Origin of the sequence: Martinezella lusitana (assembly GCF_010668395.1) — a bacterium.
Taxonomy (GTDB): Bacteria; Pseudomonadota; Alphaproteobacteria; order Rhizobiales; family Rhizobiaceae; genus Rhizobium; species Rhizobium lusitanum_A.
Window position 1 is genome coordinate 23,217 of sequence record NZ_WUEY01000011.1, and the last position, 20,158, is coordinate 43,374.

Here is a 20,158-nt window from a genome sequence, read left to right on the forward strand (position 1 = left end):
GACGTATCATCGATACGCGGTTATCCGGTCGCGGAGACCCCGCAACGGCTCGGTATGAGCCGCACTCGCTTTACCAATGAAAGAGGAAGTTTCCAGCCCTTACGTATTCGGCCGGATTTCGATGCCGGCAATCATGATGTCGACCAGGCGCTTGGCGGCGTCTTTCCATTCTGGTCCGTTGTTGTTCGCTAGACCGCTGATGGCCCGTAGAAGGTCAAGGGGCGAAATGCCGAGCCGGATATCGCCGTTTTCCACTGCGCGCGCCGTCAGCATTTCAATCGATCCGCTGATCAGTGGGCCGGAGGCGGCGTAAAGCGTCGATGTGCCGCCTACCAGCGAATTCAGCACCGGATACATCCCATACTTGGTCGCCATATAGTCTATGAATACCAGCATCCATTGACGTAGCGCCTCCTTCGGCGGAAGGCTCTCGGCAAGTTCGGCCGCCGCTTTGGCAAGCTGTTCCGTCTCGTTGCGATAGACATCGCCGATCAGCGCATCGCGGGTCGGGAAATGACGATAGAGCGTGCCGATGCCGACACCGGCGATGCGCGCGATCTCCTCCAGGCTGGCATCGGCACCTTTTTCCGCAAAGGCTTTCTTGGCCGCCTCCATGAGACGGGCACGATTTCGCTCGGCATCGGCGCGCGGTCTGCGCGCGGTGGGCTGATCACCTTTTTTCGTCACGTCCGCGAAATGCCTCTTGATAAACGGAGGGTGCCTCCGTATTTAATCCGGAGGCACCCTCCTCTTAATTCATTCGAGGGCGGCGGGCAATGGCCCGCCGTCGTGGCGTGCCTATGGGTCCACGGTTGAAGGAGATTTTCATGACCGGACTTTTTGGAGCGACTTCCACGACAGACGAGGTGCTTGCCGGCATCGACCTCAGCGGCAAACGCGTGCTCGTCACCGGTGTTTCGGCCGGCCTCGGCGTCGAAACCGCCCGCACCCTCGCCGCGCATGGCGCACAGGTGGTTGGAGCCGCCCGTGATCTCGCGAAGGCGGAGACTGCAACTGCACCGGTTCGCAGCGATGCCAGAAACGGCGGCGGTCTCGAGCTTATTGAACTCGATCTCGCCTCACTTGCCAGTGTCCGCAAGGCTGCAGACGGGCTGGTTGCGGATGGACGGCGCTTCGATGTGGTGATCGCCAATGCCGGCGTCATGGCGGCCCCCTTCGGCCATACCGCCGACGGCTTCGAGACGCAGTTCGGCACCAACCACCTCGGCCACTTCGTCTTCGTCAACCGTATCGCGTCGTTGATTGCACCCGGTGGGCGGCTCGTGAATGTTTCGTCTTCGGGCCATCGCTTCGCCGATGTCGATCTCGAAGATCCCAATTTCGAGCGCAAGGAATACGACCCCTGGGTGGCCTATGGCCGCTCCAAGACCGCCAATATCCTCTTTGCGGTCGAATTCGACCGGCGTCATCGGGCGCGCGGCGTGCGGGCGACGGCGATCCATCCGGGAGGCATCCAGACCGAACTCGGCCGTCATCTTCCCTCAAATGCGTTGGAGGAGATGCTGACGAGGATCAACGCCGAGCTGGCCGCAGATGGCAAGCCCCCCTTCCAGTTCAAGACGATACCGCAGGGTGCCGCCACATCCGTCTGGGCCGGTGTCGTTGCCGAAGCAGGCGAAGTCGGCGGCAAATATTGTGAGAATTGCCATGTATCCGTGGTGACGGAAGGGCTGATCAATCCGATCAGCGAGGGCGTGCGCTCTTACGCGCTTGATCCCGAGCACGCAAAGGCGCTCTGGGCCAAAAGCGAGGAAATGGTCGGCGAGACCTTCGCCATCTGACAAGAACGACTGCGTCGGCCAGGGAAAAATACCGGCCGGCGCTCATCTTGGCGTGTCGCCGGACTTCACGACAAGAGAACGGGATCAGCTTTGAGCACAAGCCAACACCTTGTGCCAGATCAATGGCTCAAGCGAGATGCATTCCATATCGGAGGAGAGTTGCGACAAATCGCAAAACTGGGTGGGTTGGCGCTGAAACGGATAACTCGTACGACGACGCGCGGCTGCAGAAATTTCGGTTGAACTGGATTGTTCGATGCACGCACGCTGTTGCAGCAATGACACAAAGCGATAAAATCATGAATATTTTAATCAAGATTAATCAACATGGTCGTCTCGCGCGATGACAATGAAAGCAATGGATTAGGCCAAAATCGCAGATTGTCGGACCAAGCGGATTAGAAACAATCTAAATCATTGAGATTGCAGACCATTTGCAACGATCCTATGCCAAGCATCCATGTTTGGTCGTTTGGAAGCGCCGCCTACCGGCAAGCCGATAGAATATGTCAATCAAAGCAGAAGACCTCGAAAATCTTTATTTGTCAGAGTCTTCAAGACTGAAGCGGCAGATTTTCCGGAAGGTCGGTTGTGCGGCGACGGCAGGGGATCTGGTTCAGGAGATCTTCCTCCGTTTCTGGGAAAGAACAACCGATCTCAAGGGCGATGCAACCGCCTACCTGACGCGAAGCGCGCGCAATGCCGCAATTGATCACCAGCGCTCCGAAGCGCGCAAGAGACGATTACTCAGCGACCTGCTTCCTGAGCAAGTCGTAGCCCCACCGGCAACGCCGCTTGACGTCCTGATTGCTCGCGACGGAATTCGAACGCTCGACGAGGTGATTGCGGGTCTTCCGAGAAAGACGCGTCATATCTTTCTTCTCAATCGCATTCACGGTAGAAGCTTTTCGGAAATCGCCGGGGTTTTTGGAATTTCCGAGCGTGCAGTCGCCAAGCATATGGCACGCGCCATCGCCGCCTGCGAAGCGATTACGCTTGAAGCGATCTAGAATGGCTTTTCAGCGGCGAAACAAGCCGGGTGTCGGGCGGCACGGTGCGGCAGAGCACGCAGGCAGAATGGACATTTGACGAACCGATGACCGAGCCGCAATCCTCCAAACACCTGGATGACGATGTCAAGACGCAAGCCAGAATCTGGTTCCTCAAGAAGCTCCAGACCTGGACAAGCGCTGACGAGGCAAGATTCCGATTATGGCTGGACGCGGATCCGGCCCATCGGAAAGCTTTCGAACTGGTGGACGCGACATGGCAGGCAACCGAGCAGCCGGGCACGCGGATCGCGGCGGCTGATGCGGATGACCTGTCCGGCTATCTGCAAGCAATGGATCGCGCGAAGTCGAGAAAAAAAGCCCGCCGCGGCCTGGCTGCGACCAGCATGCTGCTCATTGCCCTCCTGGCTGCCGGCCTCTGGCTCGAACGCCCCAATCTATGGCAGAATCTGGCTGCCGACTATGCAACGAACGCCGGCGAGCGGCGCAACATTACTCTATCGGACGGTACGAATGTGCTGCTCGATGCAGACAGCGCGCTTGATGAGCAATTCACGAAGGACGAGCGGCGCGTCACGCTCCTACGCGGCTCTGCGTTCTTTGACGTGGCCGCAGGAGAGCGACCTTTCGTAGTGGTGGCTGCCAACGGCGAGATCCGCGATATCGGCACACGCTTTGATGTCAATCTCCTGGACGATGGCGGTGTCGTCACCCTCGAGAGCGGGCAGGTTTCCGTTGCGACCGGGGACAGCTCCCGACAGGTCCTCCTTGACCCCGGTCAGCGCGTCCGCTTCGGCAGCTCCGGTATCGGAGCGATCGAGGTCGTCGATCTGAAAGACGCTCTCGCCTGGCACGGCGGCCGATACATCTTCTATCGCACCCGCCTGGCAGACGTAGCGGCCGAGATCGGACGCTATCGCAACGGCAGGATTGTCATAGTCGGTTCGGCACTTGCCGATCAGCTGGTGACGGGCAGCTTCTCACTCAACGACACTGACGCTGCCCTTGGGTCGCTCCAGTCAAGCGTCGGCTTCCGCATGACCGACATCGGCGGAACCCTGACTATAATCAGTCCATAAAAAACAGTTTAAGTTCAATAGGATAAAAGATTTCTCGGAAAAATCTTCCGAGAAAGGTTCAGTAGTCCACCCTTTCAAACGTGATGGTCAATAGCAGGTCGGAACGGGACGTAATGTGCCGAACCGCACCTTAGACGGTCTCACGGACAAGAAGGGCTTTTATCAATGAACGGGAATGGGGTATCGCGGTCGACGGCTTTTGCACTGGCAGCCTTGATGCTGGCCACGGTGAGCGCGACGGCGATTGACGCAGCGCAAGCGCAACAGGCCACTCAACGTCAATATCGTTTCGACATTGTCGCCAAGCCGATCCCTCAGGCAGTCAACGAGATAGGTCGCGTGACCGGTCTCTCGGTCGTATTCCCCGAAAACACGCCGATAACGGTGATTGGCAAGCCGGTTCACGGCTCGATGACCGTCACCCGAGCACTTTCGATCCTGCTTGCGGGAACGGGCCTTGACTATCGCTTCTCCAACGCGACGACTGTTACCATCCGCGCGCCCGGCGGGACGGTATCTGCAGGCGGCGCCGACGGCGCCACGCAGCTAGCCCCTATAACGGTGCAAGGAGCCGGCCAGTATCCGAGCGATCCTTATGCCGGCCTCGTCAATCCCCCGACGACCGTGGGCTCGAAGATACCTCTGGCACAGCGTGAGATCCCGCAGACCGTGGCGGTCATGACACAGCGCGAGATCAAGGAACGCAACATTCAGTCGCTCGACGAAGCGATGAAGGCCACGCCCGGCATCACCGTGCTGCAGAGCGATGCCGACCGCGTACAATACTATTCGCGCGGCTTTCCGATAAACTCTCTTGTCATCGATGGGCTGCCGGTGGTGATGAACTCCGACATGTCCGCGACCGCGAGCACGAATGCGCCCAGCCTGGCCATGTATGACCGCATCGAGGTGCTTGATGGGCCTGCCGGTCTTTATGGTGGTTTCGGCAGCCCCGGGGGCGTCATAAGCTTGGTGCGAAAGCGCGCACCGGATCATTTCGCCGCTTCCTTCGACACGACAGTCGGAACGAAGGACAATCTGCTCGGCACCATCGACGTGGGCGGCGCACTCAACGCGGACGCATCGCTGCGTGGCCGTTTCGTCGCGTCCGGGCAAACCCGGGACCTGGACCAGCACTCCACATGGCATCGCGATCAATCCTATTACGGGACCGTCGAAGCCGACATTACCGACGATACGCTCCTGCGCCTGGGCGCCAGCTACAGTCGCCGCGATTCAAATGTCGGATGGGCAAATCAGATCCCGCTCTACTCGGATTACACGGTCGCGGGAGATCGATCGGACTTCTACGGCACGCCCTGGAACCGTGATCGCTATGCAGAGACCAATACCTTCGCCAGCATCGAGCACAGCTTCGACAATGGCTGGAAGCTGACGGCCACCGGAACCTATGATTACAAGACAGCCCGTGTACTCTCCGGCGAAATATTCGGCATGGTCGACAAGACGACGAACGAGGCGACTTTCGGCACGACCAACACCGACTACTTCGAACGCAACCAAAGTTACGACCTCAACGCGACAGGCAAATACGAGCTATTCGGCCGGGAGCACGACCTGACCATCGGCGCCAACTATGCCCGAATGTATAACTTCGGAACGAGCTATTACGGCACTGATAGCCTCTTCAACTTCGAAACGATCGATATCAGCAATTATGTGTTCTCCAAGCCGATCTGGAGCGGATTGCCGGCATCGACGTCCAAGGGCGCAACGGAGATCAAGCAAACAGGCGTCTATGGAAACACGCGCTTCCATGTTACCGACGACTTGACAGCGATCGCCGGCGGACGGCTTTCCTGGTGGGACACCGCGTTTCGACCAGATTCCGACTACAATCCCTTCGACTATTCCGAGAGTGGCGATCGCTACAATGCCAAATTCACCCCCTATGCCGGCCTGGTCTATGATATCGACAAGACCTATTCCGTCTATGGAAGTTTCGCCTCGATCTTCCAACCTCAATCGCTCAGAGACGTAAACGGCGCCCTGCTCAAGCCGATGGAAGGGGAGCAATATGAGGTCGGCTTGAAGGGGAGCTACTTCGACGGGCAGCTGCAAACCACGATCGCGCTCTTCCAGCTGACGCAAAGCAATCGCGCGGTCGCAACCGATGCCACCAATCAATATTTCGAGGCCGCTGGCCGGGCGCGCTCGCGCGGTATCGATCTGCGCCTATCCGGCGAGATCATACCCGATTTGACCGTTATGGCGGGCTATACCTATACCAACAGCAAATATCTGGACGAAGATAGCCTGGACTCCAGCGCGTCGGCCTTTTCCCAGATTGCACCGAAGCATCTCTTCAAGATCTGGACGAACTACCAGCTTCCTGGCGAGCATGATCAATGGCAGATTGGCGCAGGCATAAATGCCAGCAGCGAGCTTTATGGCGGAAGCGGCGCCGAACGCATCACGCAGAAGGCGTTCCTGACGGCTGACGCGCGTATCGCCTACAAGGTCAATGACAACGTATCCCTGACGCTGAACGCCACAAACATCTTCGACAAAAAATACTTCACGCCGCTGACCACATACCAAGGAGTGGCTTTCGGAGAAGGCCGTCGTGTCAGCGTGACGCTGCATTCGAAGTTCTAGCCCATAATGGATCTGCAGCTGCTTCATGAAATTTCTCGATCCGCGGGCAAGCTGCCCGCTGACGCATGCCTGGTGTGTGGGACATCAGGCGTGCCGCTGCTAACGCGAAGGCACGCGCTCATCGCAGCCGGCAAAATCCTGTGTGGTGCCGGTTTGGCGGCTCTGCAATCGAAAGTGGCCTTGGCCTCGATCGACAAGCACCGGGTAGCAGCGCCGGATCGCGCCGCCGCACAGACTGTTCTTGCCTTGGGTATTATCCCCATCGCTTCCGTATCGGCCGAGTTCTTCAACGAAATGGGAATCGAACCGGTCATGCCGGCCAATGTCGTTGATAGCGGCAATCCCGTGGAACCGAACTTGGAAGTCTTGAAACGATTGAGCGTTGAGCTCATCGTGACTGCGACGATTGATGCCGACGTCCGCGCCGTTCTTGCCCGCGTTGCACCCGTATTCCCGCTCGAAATCTATGTGGGGCGCGAGGGCGCGCTGGATCGGGCGAAAGCGGAAACCGTAAGGCTTGCCGATGTCCTTGGTGTCCCCGGCGCAGGAAAGGCGGTCGTCGATCAGGTCGAGGCAATGATAGCGGCATACGCCAGACGCGTTGGCGAGGCTTCGTCGCGCCGGATCTTCCTCGTTGCCCTTGCACCCGACGGGCGAAACATGACGGTCTATGGCCGCAACAGCATCATGTATGATGTCATGTCGCAATTCGGGATCCGCAACGCCTGGAATGGCGCCACCAACGAATTCGGTTTTACAAATGCCGGCATCGAGGAATTGTCTTCTGCTCCGGACGCCGCCATCCTGCATATCGATTATGGATGGCCGACCGATGCCGCACTTCAAAGACTGTCCCATAGCCCTTTCTGGATAAATCTGCCGATGGTGGCCGCCGGAAGGGTCTACCGCATCCCCCGGTTCGAAGTTTTCGGCAGCCTGCCGTCCGCGCCGCAATTCGCTGCGCTTTTCGCGCAGACGTTGCTTCGGATGCAAACTACGTGAGCGGTTGGTAATGGTAGTATCCGATCGTCGAGATCAAACGCCTGTTCGCGCCGCGTTGACGATGGCCGCGGCGGCATTGGTTTTAAGCGTGTTGTCTCTTTCCCGGCTGCTGCCTCTTCCGTTGGCACTGAAGGCACTTTTTGATCCAGACCTCGCCGATCTCCGACAGGTCGTCGTTTACTACGCCTGGTTTCCGCGCCTGTCCGTGTCACTGCTCTGCGGCCTTGGTCTTGCTCTTTCCGGCTGCGTATTTCAGCAAGTATTGCGCAATCCGTTGGCCGAGCCCACAACACTTGGCATATCGGCCGGTTCTCAGCTGGCCCTGACTCTGGCGACGCTCTTTATGCCCTCGCTCCTCATTTTGGGCACCGAGACCATCGCAGTCAGTGGCGCCATTCTTGCCGCCTGCCTGATCGCAGCGCTCGCCTGGAGGAGAACCTTGTCGCCAACGGGCCTCATCCTTGGCGGACTTATGATGTCTCTTTACGCCGGCACCTTTGCGGCGGTCCTGGCGCAGCTTTTTGGTAGCGCCCTTGGGAATGTCTATATCTGGAGCTCCGGCTCGCTCAACCAGAACGACTGGGAAACCCTTCGCTACCTGGCGCCTCGCCTTGCCGTAGCGGCGTTTGCAATCGCGGTGATCGCGTCCCCTCTGACCATCCTTGCTCTCGACGACGAAGCCGCACGCAGCCTCGGCCTGCGACTTCGGGCCATCCGGCTGCTTGCCATGGCGCCGGCGACCGCAATTGCGGGATTCATTGTCGCGAGCGTCGGCGTAGTTGGGTTCATCGGGCTGGCCGCACCGACGCTAGCGCGCTTGATGGGCGCCCGCCGCTTCAAGGATCAGCTTATCTGGGCACCTGTCTTCGGTGCACTGCTATTATGGCTGACCGATCAGCTTGTGCAATTGATTGCAGACTTAGGGTGGCGCGTGCCGACAGGAACCGCAACGGCCATGATCGGCGCTCCCCTCCTGCTTTGGCTTCTACCTCGCATGGAGCAGGATCTTCCGGCAAAGGGCGCATCCTCCCAGCGTACGCCAAGACCGCAAATACTGATTTATACGATTTTGGCTTTGCTGGCTCTGGCACTCCTGCCGGCTCTCGATCTCGCGCGAAGTTTCGACGGCTGGCGGTTCGACACATGGAACGACCTCTGCGGACTTCTGTCGCTTCGCGCACCGCGCGTTGCCGCAGCTCTCAGCGCCGGCGCCCTGCTTGCCGTGGCTGGGACTCTGATGCAACATCTGACCGGCAATGTCATGGCAAGCCCGGAGGTTCTTGGAATATCGTCCGGCGCATCGCTCGCCGCGTTGCTTTTGCTTCTGATCTTGCCATCGCCTGGCGGCGGGATGCTCTTTCTCGCAGCCAGCGTCGGCGCTTTCGCGACTCTTTTTGTCACTCTGCTCACTGGCCGTCGCAGCGCGTTCTCCCCGCAACGCATGCTCCTCACCGGACTCGCTCTCGGCACGGTTGTGAGCGCGCTGACGTCATTCCTGATGGCTGGCGACAATCCACGCTTGCGTTCGGCAATTTCGTGGCTGTCAGGCTCGACCTATCGCGTTGACGCGGGGCAGGCGCTTTGGCTGGCGGCGATGCCGCTCCTGATATTCATGCTACTACCATTTATGCGGCGATGGCTGCAGATCCTGCCGCTTGGCGAAACCAGCACGAAGGCAATCGGCGTCAATATCGGGTTGGCGCGTCTGGTCTTGCTCATTGTCGCCGGGGTCTCGACGGCCTCGGCCACGCTCGTCGTCGGGCCGCTCAGCTTCGTCGGCCTTTTGGCACCGCATATGGCGCGAATGCTTGGGCTCCAACGCCCCATGGCTCAGATTGTGTGCGCGGCGATTTTGGGCGCTTTGATAATGGTTATTGCCGATTGGTTCGGGCGCAATGCCGTGTTCCCATCGCAAATTCCCGCTGGGCTATTGGCAACGTTCATCGGGGGGCCATATTTTTTCTGGCTCATGCGCAAGGCAGCTCTTTAGAACGGGAGGCGCATTGCGTGGCTTGCGATATCGGTTCGATCTTGTCACTGCTCCCCTCGCAACCGGCGCGGCGTGTAGCCCAGCACAAGGCGCATCCATCGCGCCATATGCGACTGATGCGAGAAGCCGGCGGCCAACGCCACCTCGCCCGCGCTCAACCTTTCCTGCAGGAGCAGGAATCGCGCCCTTTCGACGCGCCGCTGCACGACATAGCGATGAACGGTTGTGCCGGTGGCCTGTTTGAACCAATGGCGCAAGTGCGAGCTGCTTGCACCAGCCTCGCGAGCGAGCACCTCGATCGTCAAGGACTGATCGATATGAGCTTCGACGAAATCGAACAACCGCCTCAGTTGCTCGGACGAAAGCCCGCCCCTCCGATCGATCGTCGTCTTCGACAGGCTCACGAGTTGCGTCGCGAGCGCGATGCCGATGGTGTCGGCATAGAGGGAGCCGCTGGGCGCGCCGGCCTGCTGCTCGCTGTCCAGTGCCCGCGCCAGATGGACGATGCTTTCGTTTCTCAAAATGTGCCGCGTTTCGAACCTCGATTGCCTGTCGCCGCGGCCCATCTCGTGGGCGACGCGCTGGAGGACGGCAGGCGCAAGCCGGATTTCCAACGCCTCGCAGGCCGTTTCGGCTTCGTAACCACCCTCCTCACCGGCCGGAACGAGATCGATGTCGCCTTCCTGGCGCAGGTGACGCGTGCCTGCCGCCAGGCAGATGGACCAGGTTTTTCGGCTGGTATGGACGACAATACGGTGATGGTCGATCGGCGGCAAAAGGATCGGCCCGGCCTCGTTGCGCCGCGGCGAGACGCTGACGCCGATCGGCGGCCATGTTGAGCCAGTCAAATCATGCATGAAGATTGCCCCGGACTTAAAGCAGAACATGCTCAAAGATCGGCGTTTCCTGCGCGACTTTCAATGCTTGGGGGAAAATATTACCTCCGGTTCAATATCCACGGAGATTTCAGATGGCTTTGTTTGTGGTGGTCGGCGCCGGCCCTGTCGGACGCGCGACGGCGCGTCTTCTCGCAGCCGAGGGACATGAGGTGCGGCTGGTCAGCAGAGGCGGCGCCGCGCCCGAGGGCACCGGCATCGACGGTGTGGCACTCGATGCCCGGAACGGGCAGGAACTCGCCCGGATCAGTGCCGGTGCGGAAACGATCTTCATGTGCGCCATGGCGCTTTACACCCGATGGCCGACGGATTTTCCGCCGATCATGGATGGGGTCGCGACAGCGGCGGAAATTGCCGGGGCTCGCCTGGTCGTGCTTGGAAATGTCTACGGATATGGCAAAGGAGCGGCATCGCCACTCGTCCCCACCGCGCCATTGGCGCCGACAAGCATCAAGGGCCAGGTCAGGACCGCGATGTGGGAGCGTGCCCTGACCTCCAATGTTCCGGCCCTTGAGGTGCGCGCGAGCGACTATCTGGGTGATGGCGCAGGCTCGCTGTTCACGCTCATGACGCTTCCACCCCTGCTCGCCGGAAAGCCGGCTTTCATGCCCGGCGATCTCGACGCCCTGCACGCGTGGTCCTTTACCAAGGATGTCGCTCGAACCCTCGTTGCAGCGTCGCGCTATTCAGGCAATTGGGGACGGGCTTTCCATGTCCCGTCACAGCATGCTTCGGTTCGAGACCTTGCGGTTCGCTTCACCGAATTCGCCGGCGCTCCGCTTCCCGATTTGCAGGCACTGACGGGCGACCACCTTGAGGTGCTGGGGCGCGATGACGAGCTCATGCGCGAAATTCCGGAAATGGCCTACCTCTTCGAGCGTCCCTGCATCGTCGACGCGTCGGACACCGAGCAGCTGCTCGGCGTTTACGCCAGCAGCCTCGAGGCGATGGTCGAGGATACGCTGCGATCCCGGTAGCGGACGGCGAGTGCCTTTCCCCAATCATGAGGGCGCGGCGGCTCGACGTCATTCCTTCTCTCCGATGCGCGTCAAGACGACAGGGACGAGCCTCGGAGAGAGGCGATACAGGGTTTGACCGGACAGTCCCCGTTGCGGAGCCTAAATCACCCGGCCCTGCTTCGCTTTCGAGCCCGTGGGTGCGCAGCCATGTCGCTCATGCGATCAGCGCCTTTATGTAATCGGCCGAACGTTTCGCCAACACCTTCCAGTCGGTCGGGTTGTCGTGCTCCACGACGAGAACATCGGCACGGGTCTTGGAAAACAACGGATACAGGCCTTTCCAGTCGATTATTCCATCACCGGTCGGCACCCAGCCCTCGTCGAGCGTGACCCCGGCAGGGGCTGTGTCCTTCAGCTGTATTGTCGTGATCCGATCGGCATATTTCTGCAGTTCCTGCGCCGGATCCGCCCATCCCCGGATAACCCAGCCGATGTCGATTTCGAAATCGACGCCGGCACCGGCTGCCTCCAGTAGAATGTCGATGGGCCGGCTGCGGTCTTCCAGCCGATGATATTCGAAATCGTGGTTATGCCAGGCGACCTTGAGGCCTTCCTTGCTGGCGGCTTCGGCTCCGACCCGCAAACTCTCCCCTACCCTGCGCCATCCGTCGGCCGTCGCGCTTCGTTCGGCGGCAGGAATGTAGGGTGGGATCAAGGTCTGGGTTCCCAGCTTATGGGCATAGTCAAAGAACCTGTTCGGCTCGTTGATCAGCCCGGCCAGCGGCATATGGATTCCCGAGCAGACAAGGCCGGCGTCATCCATGCGTCGGCGGAAGTCCGTCGTGTTCGTCTCGTAGGCCGGAAGCCAGAGCTCGACAGCGTCGTAGCCGACCTCGGCAAGATACGGAAGATGCGCTTCGATCGGCGGGGAAAGACGGGAGGAATAGAGCTGGAACGAGATGGAATAGTGCGTCATCGAGGAACCTCTTCTAGGCCATGAACGTGGATGGAGCGTCGGCGGCTTTCAGAAGCGCCGCGTCTTTTTCAGTGAGGGGAGCCGGCGGTTCGACCGTACTTTCGATCGCGACGAAATCGTTGATCTCCGCCGATTTGACAATGCCGAGCAAGACTTCAAGGACGTGGCGGGAGAGTTCGCCGGAAGCTCTTGGCTGACGGCCGCTCTCGGCTGCCGAGAGAAGATCCGCCAGCCCCAAGCCTCTGTAGTTGCTTATGGTCGCGCCTGCCGGTTCCTGCCAGTTGAGATTTCCGAAAACGGTTGCCGCGGTTTCGACCGAATGACGCCCTTCCGCATCGATGATCGTCAGAGCGCCGCCAAAATAGTTGGGATCCGGCACCATGAGGGAGGCGCGGGTTCCATGCAATTCGATCGGATTGGTGTGTCCATGGCCCCAGTTGTCGTAGCTCACCGAGAAGTGGATCTGAGCGCCGGATCGAAACTCTATCAAGGCCTGGCTCGTGGTGGGCGTGGTCACCGGCACCACGGTATTTTTCGCCGGGCCGTCCGCGGTCACTTGGCGCTCCTCGAAGAACTTCGATGCCAGCGCCACGACCCGCCGCACCGGTCCGAGCAGCGCGACAAGGGCCGTCACATAGTAGGGCCCCATGTCGAGGACCGGCCCCGCGCCAACCTGGAAATAAGGGAAGGGATTGGGATGCCAATGTTCCATTCCATGGTTCATGAAGTGAGCGCTGCCGCTCTTCACCACGCCGAGCCTTCCTTCATCGACCAGGCGTCTCGCCGCCTGATGCGCGCCTCCAAGGAAAGTGTCCGGCGCAGAACCGATGAGCCGTCCCTGCGCCTTTGCTGTGGCAAGCAACCGATTTGCGTCCGGCATCGCAAGGGCAAGCGGTTTCTCGGTATATGCGTGCTTGCCCGCATTCAGGATCGCCTCGGTGACGAGCGCATGGCTGCTGGGGTTCGTCAGGTTGATGACGACTTCGATATCCGGCCGAGCCAGAAGCTCGTCGACGGTCAGTGCCTCCAGGCCGTATTGGCCGGCCCGCCGCTGGCCGATCGACATATCCACGTCCGAGCATGCGACAAGATTGATCGGCTTAAAGACGCGCGAAAGGCGCGCATAGGCATCGAATATGTGACCGCATCCGATGATGCCAACGTTCCAACGCTTTTCCGCCATGTGCTCTTCCGCTCGATTTTATTGACGCCAATGTTCGGTCGCGTCGATCGGCGACCGGAGAGAAGAACTATTCGGCGTTCGCCGTCACGACCATGCCGTTTCCCTCCGACGAGTCCGCCATTTGAGAAATGGGACATTCCAGGCGCGCTGTCCGATTTTCCGTGGCTTGAGACCCGTGCCCGCCCGCACCCCGTCACCGGACGAAAGCCCTGCCCGAGTCCGAAGTTTGCGACAATGGGCTCGAAGGGGTCTGTCGGCGCTTTGACATCCATCCCCGTTTCTGGTGCCACTTAAGCGTCACGAACGTCAGCCGGTCATCGATGCGCAGCAGGCCTGCCATCCCATAAGTTCGGCATCGGAGGAGGAACAAATAATGACAGACATTGGAAAGCGGCTCCTGCATGGCGCGCTGGGGCGGCGCGATTTTCTGCAAGCCACAGGCCTTGGATTGGCAGCCCCCATGCTGATGGGGCTGCCGGACTTTGCAAACGCCCAGGAGAAAGTCGAGCTTACCATGTGGGCCTGGACGCCCGACACGCAGGTCCAGGCTGACATGTTTACGAAGAAGTTCCCGAACATCACGGTAAAGGTCGAGAACGTCGGCCAGGGTGCGCCCCATTATGTGAAGCTTCGCAATGCCCTGCAGGCCGGAAGCGGCCTTCCCGATCTCGCCCAGATGGAATTCAACTCGCTGCTGAGCTTCCGGCAGCTCGGCGCCCTTACCGATATTGGGACGGACGTCAGCTCGACCAGGGACAAGTTCATCGACTGGACGTGGAAGGCGGTGAGCGATGGCGACAAGGTCTATGGCGTTCCATGGGACAGCGGCCCGATGGGCGTTCTCTATCGGGAAGACGTCTTCGACGCGCACAAGATCACGCCGCCCGATACCTGGGACGCCTTTGCGGAATCGGCGGTAAAATTGGCCAAGGACGCGCCTGGCACCTACCTCACCGATTTCGGCGCCGCGGATCCCGGCTGGGTCGTCGCGCTGCTCTGGCAGGCCGGATGGCGACCTTTCCATACCGAAGGAACGAACATCAAGATCAAGCTCAATGACGACGTCGCGAAGAAGTGGGCCGCCTATTGGCAGAAGCTTCTCGATGCGAAGGCTATCGACACGAAACCCGTCTGGACGACGGAATGGTTCGCTGGGCTGGACAACGGCACCTATGCGACCTGGGTCACGGCCGCCTGGGCTCCGATCCTCATGCAACAGTCGATGAAGAAGAGCTTTGGGAAATGGAGAGCCGCCTCGCTTCCGCAATGGAAGGCCGGCGACAAGATCACCGCAAATCTCGGCGGCTCGACGATCGTCGTGATGAACTCATGCAAGCACCCCAAGGAAGCGGCTATGTTCGCGGCCTTCATGGGGAGCGATCCGGACGCCGCGCGGCTGTGGAACACCAAGCAGTTCCTGTTCCCGGTGCTGAAGGAACTCATCGACGACAAGGAACTGATGGGCCACAAGTATGATTTCTACGGCGGCCAGGCGGTCAACGAGATCTTCGCGGCATCCGAAAACCAGGTCGATCCGTCCTTCGAATTTGCGCCGTTCCAGGATTACGTGAACCAGCAGATACAGGACGAATTCTCCGCCGCCATCGCAGGAAGCGGAACTCTGGCGGATGCCTTCGACAGACTTCAGGACAAAGTGGTGAGTTATGCTCAGGATCAGGGCTTTACTGTCTCCTGATCCCGACCGGGGAGTCGGGCCATCCTCCCGGCCCCTCCCCGCCTCCCGATCAAGCTCATCCAGGAAAAACTCCATGCCCAATGTCCATGGAGCAAAGCGGCGTGCTCGAATTTTCGTAAGCAAGTCCGTTGCGCCCTACCTCTTTCTTTTCCCGTTCATGCTGCTGTTCACGGCGTTTCTCATCGCACCGCTCGCCTATGCCTTCTGGCTCAGCCTGTTCCGCCAGACCTTGGCCGCGGGCAATCGCTTCGTGGGAGTCGAGAACTATGTCCGCGCTTTAACGGATAGATCCTTCTGGGAGGGTGTTCTTCTTCTCTTCAAGTTCGGCGCGATGCAAATTCCGGTGATGCTGGGTCTGGCGCTTGTCTATGCCCTCATCCTCGACAGCGGCAGGGTCTATGCGCGCAACTTCTTCCGCGTCAGCTTCTTCGTCCCCTATGCGGTGCCGGCGGTGATCGCGGCGCTGCTGTGGGGATATCTCTATGGGCCTGCCTTCGGTCCGTTCGCGCAGCTGGCCGCATTCCTAAAAATGCCCGCGCCGAACTTTCTGTCCGAATCCACGATCCTGCCGTCGATCGCCAATATCGCCGTGTGGGAATACATGGGCTACAACATGATCATCTACTATTCCGCTCTCCAGGCGGTTCCACAGGATCTCGAAGAGGCGTCCGCCGTCGACGGTGCCGGCGGCCTGAGGCACGCATTGAGCATCAAGCTGCCATTGATCCTGCCCACGGTCATCGTCACGATCATGTTCTCCATCATCGGCACGCTTCAGCTCTTCACCGAGCCCTATCTGATCCGAACTCTCGCGCCGGGGCTGATCAACAGCCACTATACGCCCAACTACTATGCCTACACTCTCGCCTTCACCAACCAGCAATACAATTACTCCGCCGCGATCTCGTTCGTGCTTGGCGGTATCGTGGCTATCGCCTCCTACACGTTCATGCTTCTTGCCAATCGGAGGGCTTCACGGTGACGATCGTTTCAAAGACCGCCAATTCGCCTTCGTTTCGCCGCAGCCGCCGGTTGCTCACCGCAGCCCTGGTCCTCTATTTCATCTATACTTTCATCCCGCTGCTCTATGTCATCGTCTCCGCAACGAAGACCAACGCCGACCTCTTCGGGACGTTCGGCCTGTGGTTTTCGAGCGATTTCCATTTGGTGCAGAACATTCGCGATCTCTTCACGTTTCAGGACGGGATCTTCTCGCGATGGCTGTTGAACACCATCCTCTACGCCGTGATATCCGGGGCTGGAGCGGCCTTCTTCGCAACCTTTGCCGGCTACGCCTTCGCCAAATACGAGTTTGCCGGCAAGCGTCTCATGTTCGCACTCGTGCTCGGCGCGGTGATGATCCCGCAAACGGCGCTCGTCATCCCGATCTTCCTGCTTCTGTCAAAGGTGGGCCTTGTCAATACACCGCTGGCAATGATCCTGCCTTCGCTGGTATTCCCGCCAGGCGTCTTTCTGATGCGCGTCTACGCGCAGGACGCGCTCTCCAACGAACTGATCGAAGCAGGTCGCGTCGATGGCGCCGGCGAGTTCCATATTTTCTCCAGTGTCGCATTTCGCCTGCTGATGCCCGGCTTCGCGACCGTGCTGATCCTGGCGTTCGTCTCGACATGGAACAACTACTTCCTGCCGCTGGTCATGCTGAGCTCCTCCGACAATTTCCCGGTCACGGTCGGCCTGTCGCAATGGTATCAGCTTGCCACGGCGGGCAGCGGCGGATCCGTTCTCTTCTCCGTCGTGATGACAGGTGCGCTGGTCAGCATCCTCCCGGTCGTTGCGGCTTTTCTCTTCATGCAACGCTATTGGCAAGGCGGCCTCAGTTCGGGCGGCGTCAAGGCGTAGTGGACCTACCAGGCAATTCGGAGCAGTTTCCATGGCAGTCATCGAGCTCAAGTCCGTCCGCAAATCGTTCGGGGCGCTCAATATCATTCCCGGCGTCGATCTGACGATCGGGCACGGGGAGTTCGTGGTGTTCGTCGGCCCGTCGGGCAGCGGCAAGTCGACGCTCCTGCGCCTTGTCGCCGGCCTCGAGGAGACGACCGGCGGGTCGATCATGATCGATGGCCGGGACGTGACGGCTCTGGGGCCGGCCGAACGCGAACTGGCGATGGTCTTCCAATCCTACGCGCTCTATCCGCACAAGACCGTGCGCGCGAACATGTCCTTCGCGCTGGAAGTTGCCAAGGTGCCGCGCGAGGAGATTCGGCGTCAGGTCGAAAAGGTTGCGGCGCTCCTGCAGCTTACCCATCTGCTGGAGAGGAAGCCGAGGGAGCTGTCCGGCGGACAACGCCAGAGGGTTGCCATCGGGCGCGCGATCGTCCGCGAACCGGTCGCCTTCATGTTCGATGAGCCGTTGTCCAATCTGGATGCGGCGCTGCGGGTCGAGATGCGGCTTGAAATCGCAAAGCTTCACCAGAGACTCGGGGCGACGATGATCTACGTCACGCATGACCAGACGGAAGCGATGACGCTCGCGGATCGCATCGTGGTCCTCGACAAGGGCATTATCCAGCAGACGGGAAGCCCGCTTGACCTGTACGAGCGCCCGGCAAATCTTTTCGTGGCGCAATTCATCGGGTCGCCCAAAATGAACATTCTGCCGGCCCGGCTCGGTGGAATTTCGATGCCCGGTGCCTCAGGCGAGGCGACCCATATCGGAATCAGGCCGGAAGACATCTATATCGCCGAGGACGGCAAGGGGCACCTCGACGCGAAGGTCGAAGTCGTGGAACGGTTGGGATCGGACACGTTCGCCTACGTCGCTCTGAAGGACGGAGATCTCATAACGATACGGGCACCGCGCGATGCCGCTGCCGCCGTGGGCCAGCAAATTCGCATCGGCTTCCAGGAAAACCGGGTCCATGCCTTCGACGCGCATGGAATGGCGATCGGCAGATGACGATGACCTGTCAATCGGAGATCCGAGTCCGGCATTTGAGACAATCCCGTTGACTTGCATCGATTTTAAGCGACTCTTCTCCCTGGCAATGTCGTAGGGAGGAGACGATATGGCTGGTTTGCAACGGAATGGCGTCGATGCCGCGCTCGACATCATCTTGGCGCTCGCGCGCCGCGGCGGAAGCGGTCCCAGCTCGGCTCTGGCGGCGGAATTGGGAATCCCTCGCGCCAGCTTTCACCGCATGACCCGGATTCTCGCACAGCATGGCATCGTTATCTGTTCCAGAGGCAAGGTCGGCGTCGGACCGGTAGCCAACAAGCTGGTTTCGGCGTTCTGCCATGAAATGCAGGTCGCCGACCGAAAGCGGGATCATCTGTTGGGCGAGGCAGTTCGTCCGGTCGTCACTTCGACCGAAATCGCAGCGCCGAAGCCGCCGCCCTTGTCACGGCCGGCGATAGCGACGCGCCGCAAGCGGTTCCGCATCGGCTTTTCGAATGGCGCAATGGACAATCCATGGCAGGTCGCCCTCGTCCACAGCGTTGAATTTGCCGCCTCGAGACTAAGCGACATCTTGGAATGCGTTACCGTCGTGCACGCCGACGGCGATGCGGAAAAGCAGACGGAAGATATTCTCTCTCTCGAAAAAAGCGGTGTCGACGGACTTCTGGTCAGCGCCGTTTCCCCCCGTAAACTCGCGCCTGTGTCCGCACATCTCATGAGACACGGCGTCCCGGTCGTCTTCGTCGAGCGTGGCGGCACTCCGAACCTGCCCTGCGCCAGCTTCGTGACGTCCGACAACGTGACGATCGGAAAACTCACAGCCGAATGGCTTGCCCGGACGCTTGAGGGAAACGGGCTCGTGATGATGCTCTTCGGCCATGCGGATCCGGAACTCACGCAGAGCCGGCAGGCGGCGGCGGCGCAGGTGTTTGCGCGATATCCGAATATCCGCACGGTCGTCGCCAGTTCCACCGACTTCAACCGGCACAGAGCCTATGGAACGGCAATGGAGGTCATCGAACACCATGGCGAACGGATCGCCGGCGTGTGGTGCGACAGCGGTTTGAATTCCGCCGGTTCGATCCAGGCGTTTCTGGATGCTGGCTACAAGCCTGGCCACGTTCCGCCGCACACCGGAGGCGATCTCAACCTTTCGTACAAGCTTGCCCTGGGAGCGGGCGTACCGCTTGGATCGATCGACTATCCGCCGGTGATGGGGATCAGGGCGTTTGAAATCCTGCTATGCGCCCTGAGGGGAAGCTGGATTCCAAAATATCTCGACGTCGCCTCTCCCTTCATCACGACGAGGACGGGTGGAACAAGGCCGACGAAACCGCACCTCTGGGCGGAAGAACGCGTGCGGTGGGATATGCCGGACGAGCTTATCATGGGCGCGGGATTGGGCGCGGCCTATAACCCGGCGGCATTCAAGGTGAACTATCCGGGCAACCATCACAATCGCTCCTCCGCCGAACCGAGGCTCGGTCCATGAGCAAGGAATCGGCCGGCATCGCGGCATTCGCCCGGATCTTTTCACGGATCGCGGATGGCAACGTGGAGAATGTCGCCAGCCTCGTCGAGAGCGAGGGAATCGTGCGCTCGACCGCATTTGACGTCGTCAAGCGGATGGAAGCGGCGGGGTTGGTATCGAGGCAACCGAACGGACACCTTCTGCCGGGCAATGCCGCCGGAGAATTCGCCTATGCGGGAATGCGGGTCGGACCCTTGTTCGGTCCAGCGCAGACACTCCTTCCCTGGCTTCGCGAAAGAACGAACGCTTCGATAGCGTTGCTCGCCTCCGACGGCGCCAAGTTCACGATGCTGCTGAACTATGCCGCCAGATGGGATCACGGCAAGCCGCGCAAGCCACCGATCATGATCTCCCTTAAATATCAATGCGCCGAAGTCGCGCTGCTGCGCGTCACGCCACACCCCGACACCGGAGCCGAGGACCTCGGACGATGCGAGGAGCTCGCGGCGACAACGGCCAGGGAACTGGAAAACTTTCTGCGCGCCTGAGCAATTCGCT

17 protein-coding genes are annotated in these 20,158 nt (G+C 60.0%); 13 read left to right on the top strand and 4 right to left on the bottom strand.

Annotation, left to right across the window (positions count from 1 at the left end; genetic code table 11):
- Nucleotides 1-99 precede the first annotated feature (99 nt).
- On the bottom strand, nt 100-687 hold the full coding sequence (locus GR212_RS21800; protein WP_348643501.1) for a TetR/AcrR family transcriptional regulator: 588 nt from the start codon (nt 685-687) through the stop codon (nt 100-102).
- 140 nt (nt 688-827) lie between these two features.
- Here GR212_RS21800 and GR212_RS21805 point away from each other — a divergent pair, with 140 nt between their 5' ends.
- From GR212_RS21805 to fhuB, 6 genes are all read left to right on the top strand, one after another.
- Entirely contained in the window at nt 828-1,802 is a 975-nt protein-coding gene (locus GR212_RS21805) for an SDR family NAD(P)-dependent oxidoreductase (RefSeq protein ID WP_163989326.1), read from the top strand.
- 506 nt (nt 1,803-2,308) lie between these two features.
- On the top strand, nt 2,309-2,812 hold the full coding sequence (locus GR212_RS21810; protein WP_204326701.1) for an RNA polymerase sigma factor: 504 nt from the start codon (nt 2,309-2,311) through the stop codon (nt 2,810-2,812).
- Nucleotides 2,813-2,898: 86 nt separating this feature from the next.
- Nucleotides 2,899-3,891, top strand: a complete 993-nt coding sequence (locus GR212_RS21815) for a FecR family protein (protein ID WP_163989329.1) — start codon at nt 2,899-2,901, stop codon at nt 3,889-3,891.
- A gap of 165 nt (nt 3,892-4,056) precedes the next feature.
- Nucleotides 4,057-6,510, top strand: a complete 2,454-nt coding sequence (locus GR212_RS21820) for a TonB-dependent siderophore receptor (protein ID WP_163989331.1) — start codon at nt 4,057-4,059, stop codon at nt 6,508-6,510.
- A gap of 90 nt (nt 6,511-6,600) precedes the next feature.
- Nucleotides 6,601-7,512 (top strand): ABC transporter substrate-binding protein, encoded by a 912-nt coding sequence (locus GR212_RS21825; RefSeq protein ID WP_163989333.1) that lies wholly within the window; start codon nt 6,601-6,603, stop codon nt 7,510-7,512.
- A 10-nt stretch (nt 7,513-7,522) separates the two neighbouring features.
- A complete protein-coding gene (fhuB, locus tag GR212_RS21830; RefSeq protein WP_281411067.1) occupies nt 7,523-9,502 on the top strand; it encodes a Fe(3+)-hydroxamate ABC transporter permease FhuB in 1,980 nt (659 codons plus the stop codon).
- A 44-nt stretch (nt 9,503-9,546) separates the two neighbouring features.
- Here the strand turns inward: fhuB and GR212_RS21835 are convergent, their stop codons facing one another.
- Entirely contained in the window at nt 9,547-10,359 is an 813-nt protein-coding gene (locus GR212_RS21835; protein ID WP_163989337.1) for an AraC family transcriptional regulator, read from the bottom strand.
- A gap of 113 nt (nt 10,360-10,472) precedes the next feature.
- Between GR212_RS21835 and GR212_RS21840 the strand changes: the two genes are divergently transcribed.
- On the top strand, nt 10,473-11,375 hold the full coding sequence (locus GR212_RS21840) for an NAD-dependent epimerase/dehydratase family protein (RefSeq protein ID WP_163989339.1): 903 nt from the start codon (nt 10,473-10,475) through the stop codon (nt 11,373-11,375).
- 196 nt (nt 11,376-11,571) lie between these two features.
- On the opposite strand, the gene GR212_RS21845 is transcribed toward GR212_RS21840, so the two are convergent.
- Nucleotides 11,572-12,333, bottom strand: coding sequence for a sugar phosphate isomerase/epimerase family protein (locus GR212_RS21845; RefSeq protein ID WP_163989340.1), 762 nt, complete (start codon nt 12,331-12,333; stop codon nt 11,572-11,574).
- A gap of 13 nt (nt 12,334-12,346) precedes the next feature.
- Nucleotides 12,347-13,516, bottom strand: coding sequence for a Gfo/Idh/MocA family protein (locus GR212_RS21850; protein ID WP_163989342.1), 1,170 nt, complete (start codon nt 13,514-13,516; stop codon nt 12,347-12,349).
- Nucleotides 13,517-13,889: 373 nt separating this feature from the next.
- Between GR212_RS21850 and GR212_RS21855 the strand changes: the two genes are divergently transcribed.
- The 6 genes from GR212_RS21855 to GR212_RS21880 all read left to right on the top strand — a co-directional run bounded on the left by GR212_RS21855 (nt 13,890) and on the right by GR212_RS21880 (nt 20,148).
- Nucleotides 13,890-15,212, top strand: coding sequence for an ABC transporter substrate-binding protein (locus tag GR212_RS21855; protein ID WP_163989344.1), 1,323 nt, complete (start codon nt 13,890-13,892; stop codon nt 15,210-15,212).
- 73 nt (nt 15,213-15,285) lie between these two features.
- Nucleotides 15,286-16,194 (top strand): carbohydrate ABC transporter permease, encoded by a 909-nt coding sequence (locus tag GR212_RS21860; protein ID WP_163989346.1) that lies wholly within the window; start codon nt 15,286-15,288, stop codon nt 16,192-16,194.
- Entirely contained in the window at nt 16,191-17,072 is an 882-nt protein-coding gene (locus GR212_RS37180) for an ABC transporter permease subunit (RefSeq protein WP_204326702.1), read from the top strand. The genes GR212_RS21860 and GR212_RS37180 overlap by 4 nt, the downstream gene beginning before the upstream one ends.
- Nucleotides 17,073-17,103: 31 nt before the next feature.
- On the top strand, nt 17,104-18,129 hold the full coding sequence (locus GR212_RS21870) for an ABC transporter ATP-binding protein (protein ID WP_163989348.1): 1,026 nt from the start codon (nt 17,104-17,106) through the stop codon (nt 18,127-18,129).
- 109 nt (nt 18,130-18,238) lie between these two features.
- The gene (locus GR212_RS21875) at nt 18,239-19,621 is read left to right on the top strand and encodes a substrate-binding domain-containing protein (RefSeq protein ID WP_163989351.1); all 1,383 of its coding nucleotides are present in this window, start codon (nt 18,239-18,241) and stop codon (nt 19,619-19,621) included.
- On the top strand, nt 19,618-20,148 hold the full coding sequence (locus GR212_RS21880) for a MarR family transcriptional regulator (RefSeq protein WP_163989353.1): 531 nt from the start codon (nt 19,618-19,620) through the stop codon (nt 20,146-20,148). The genes GR212_RS21875 and GR212_RS21880 overlap by 4 nt, the downstream gene beginning before the upstream one ends.
- Nucleotides 20,149-20,158 lie beyond the last annotated feature (10 nt).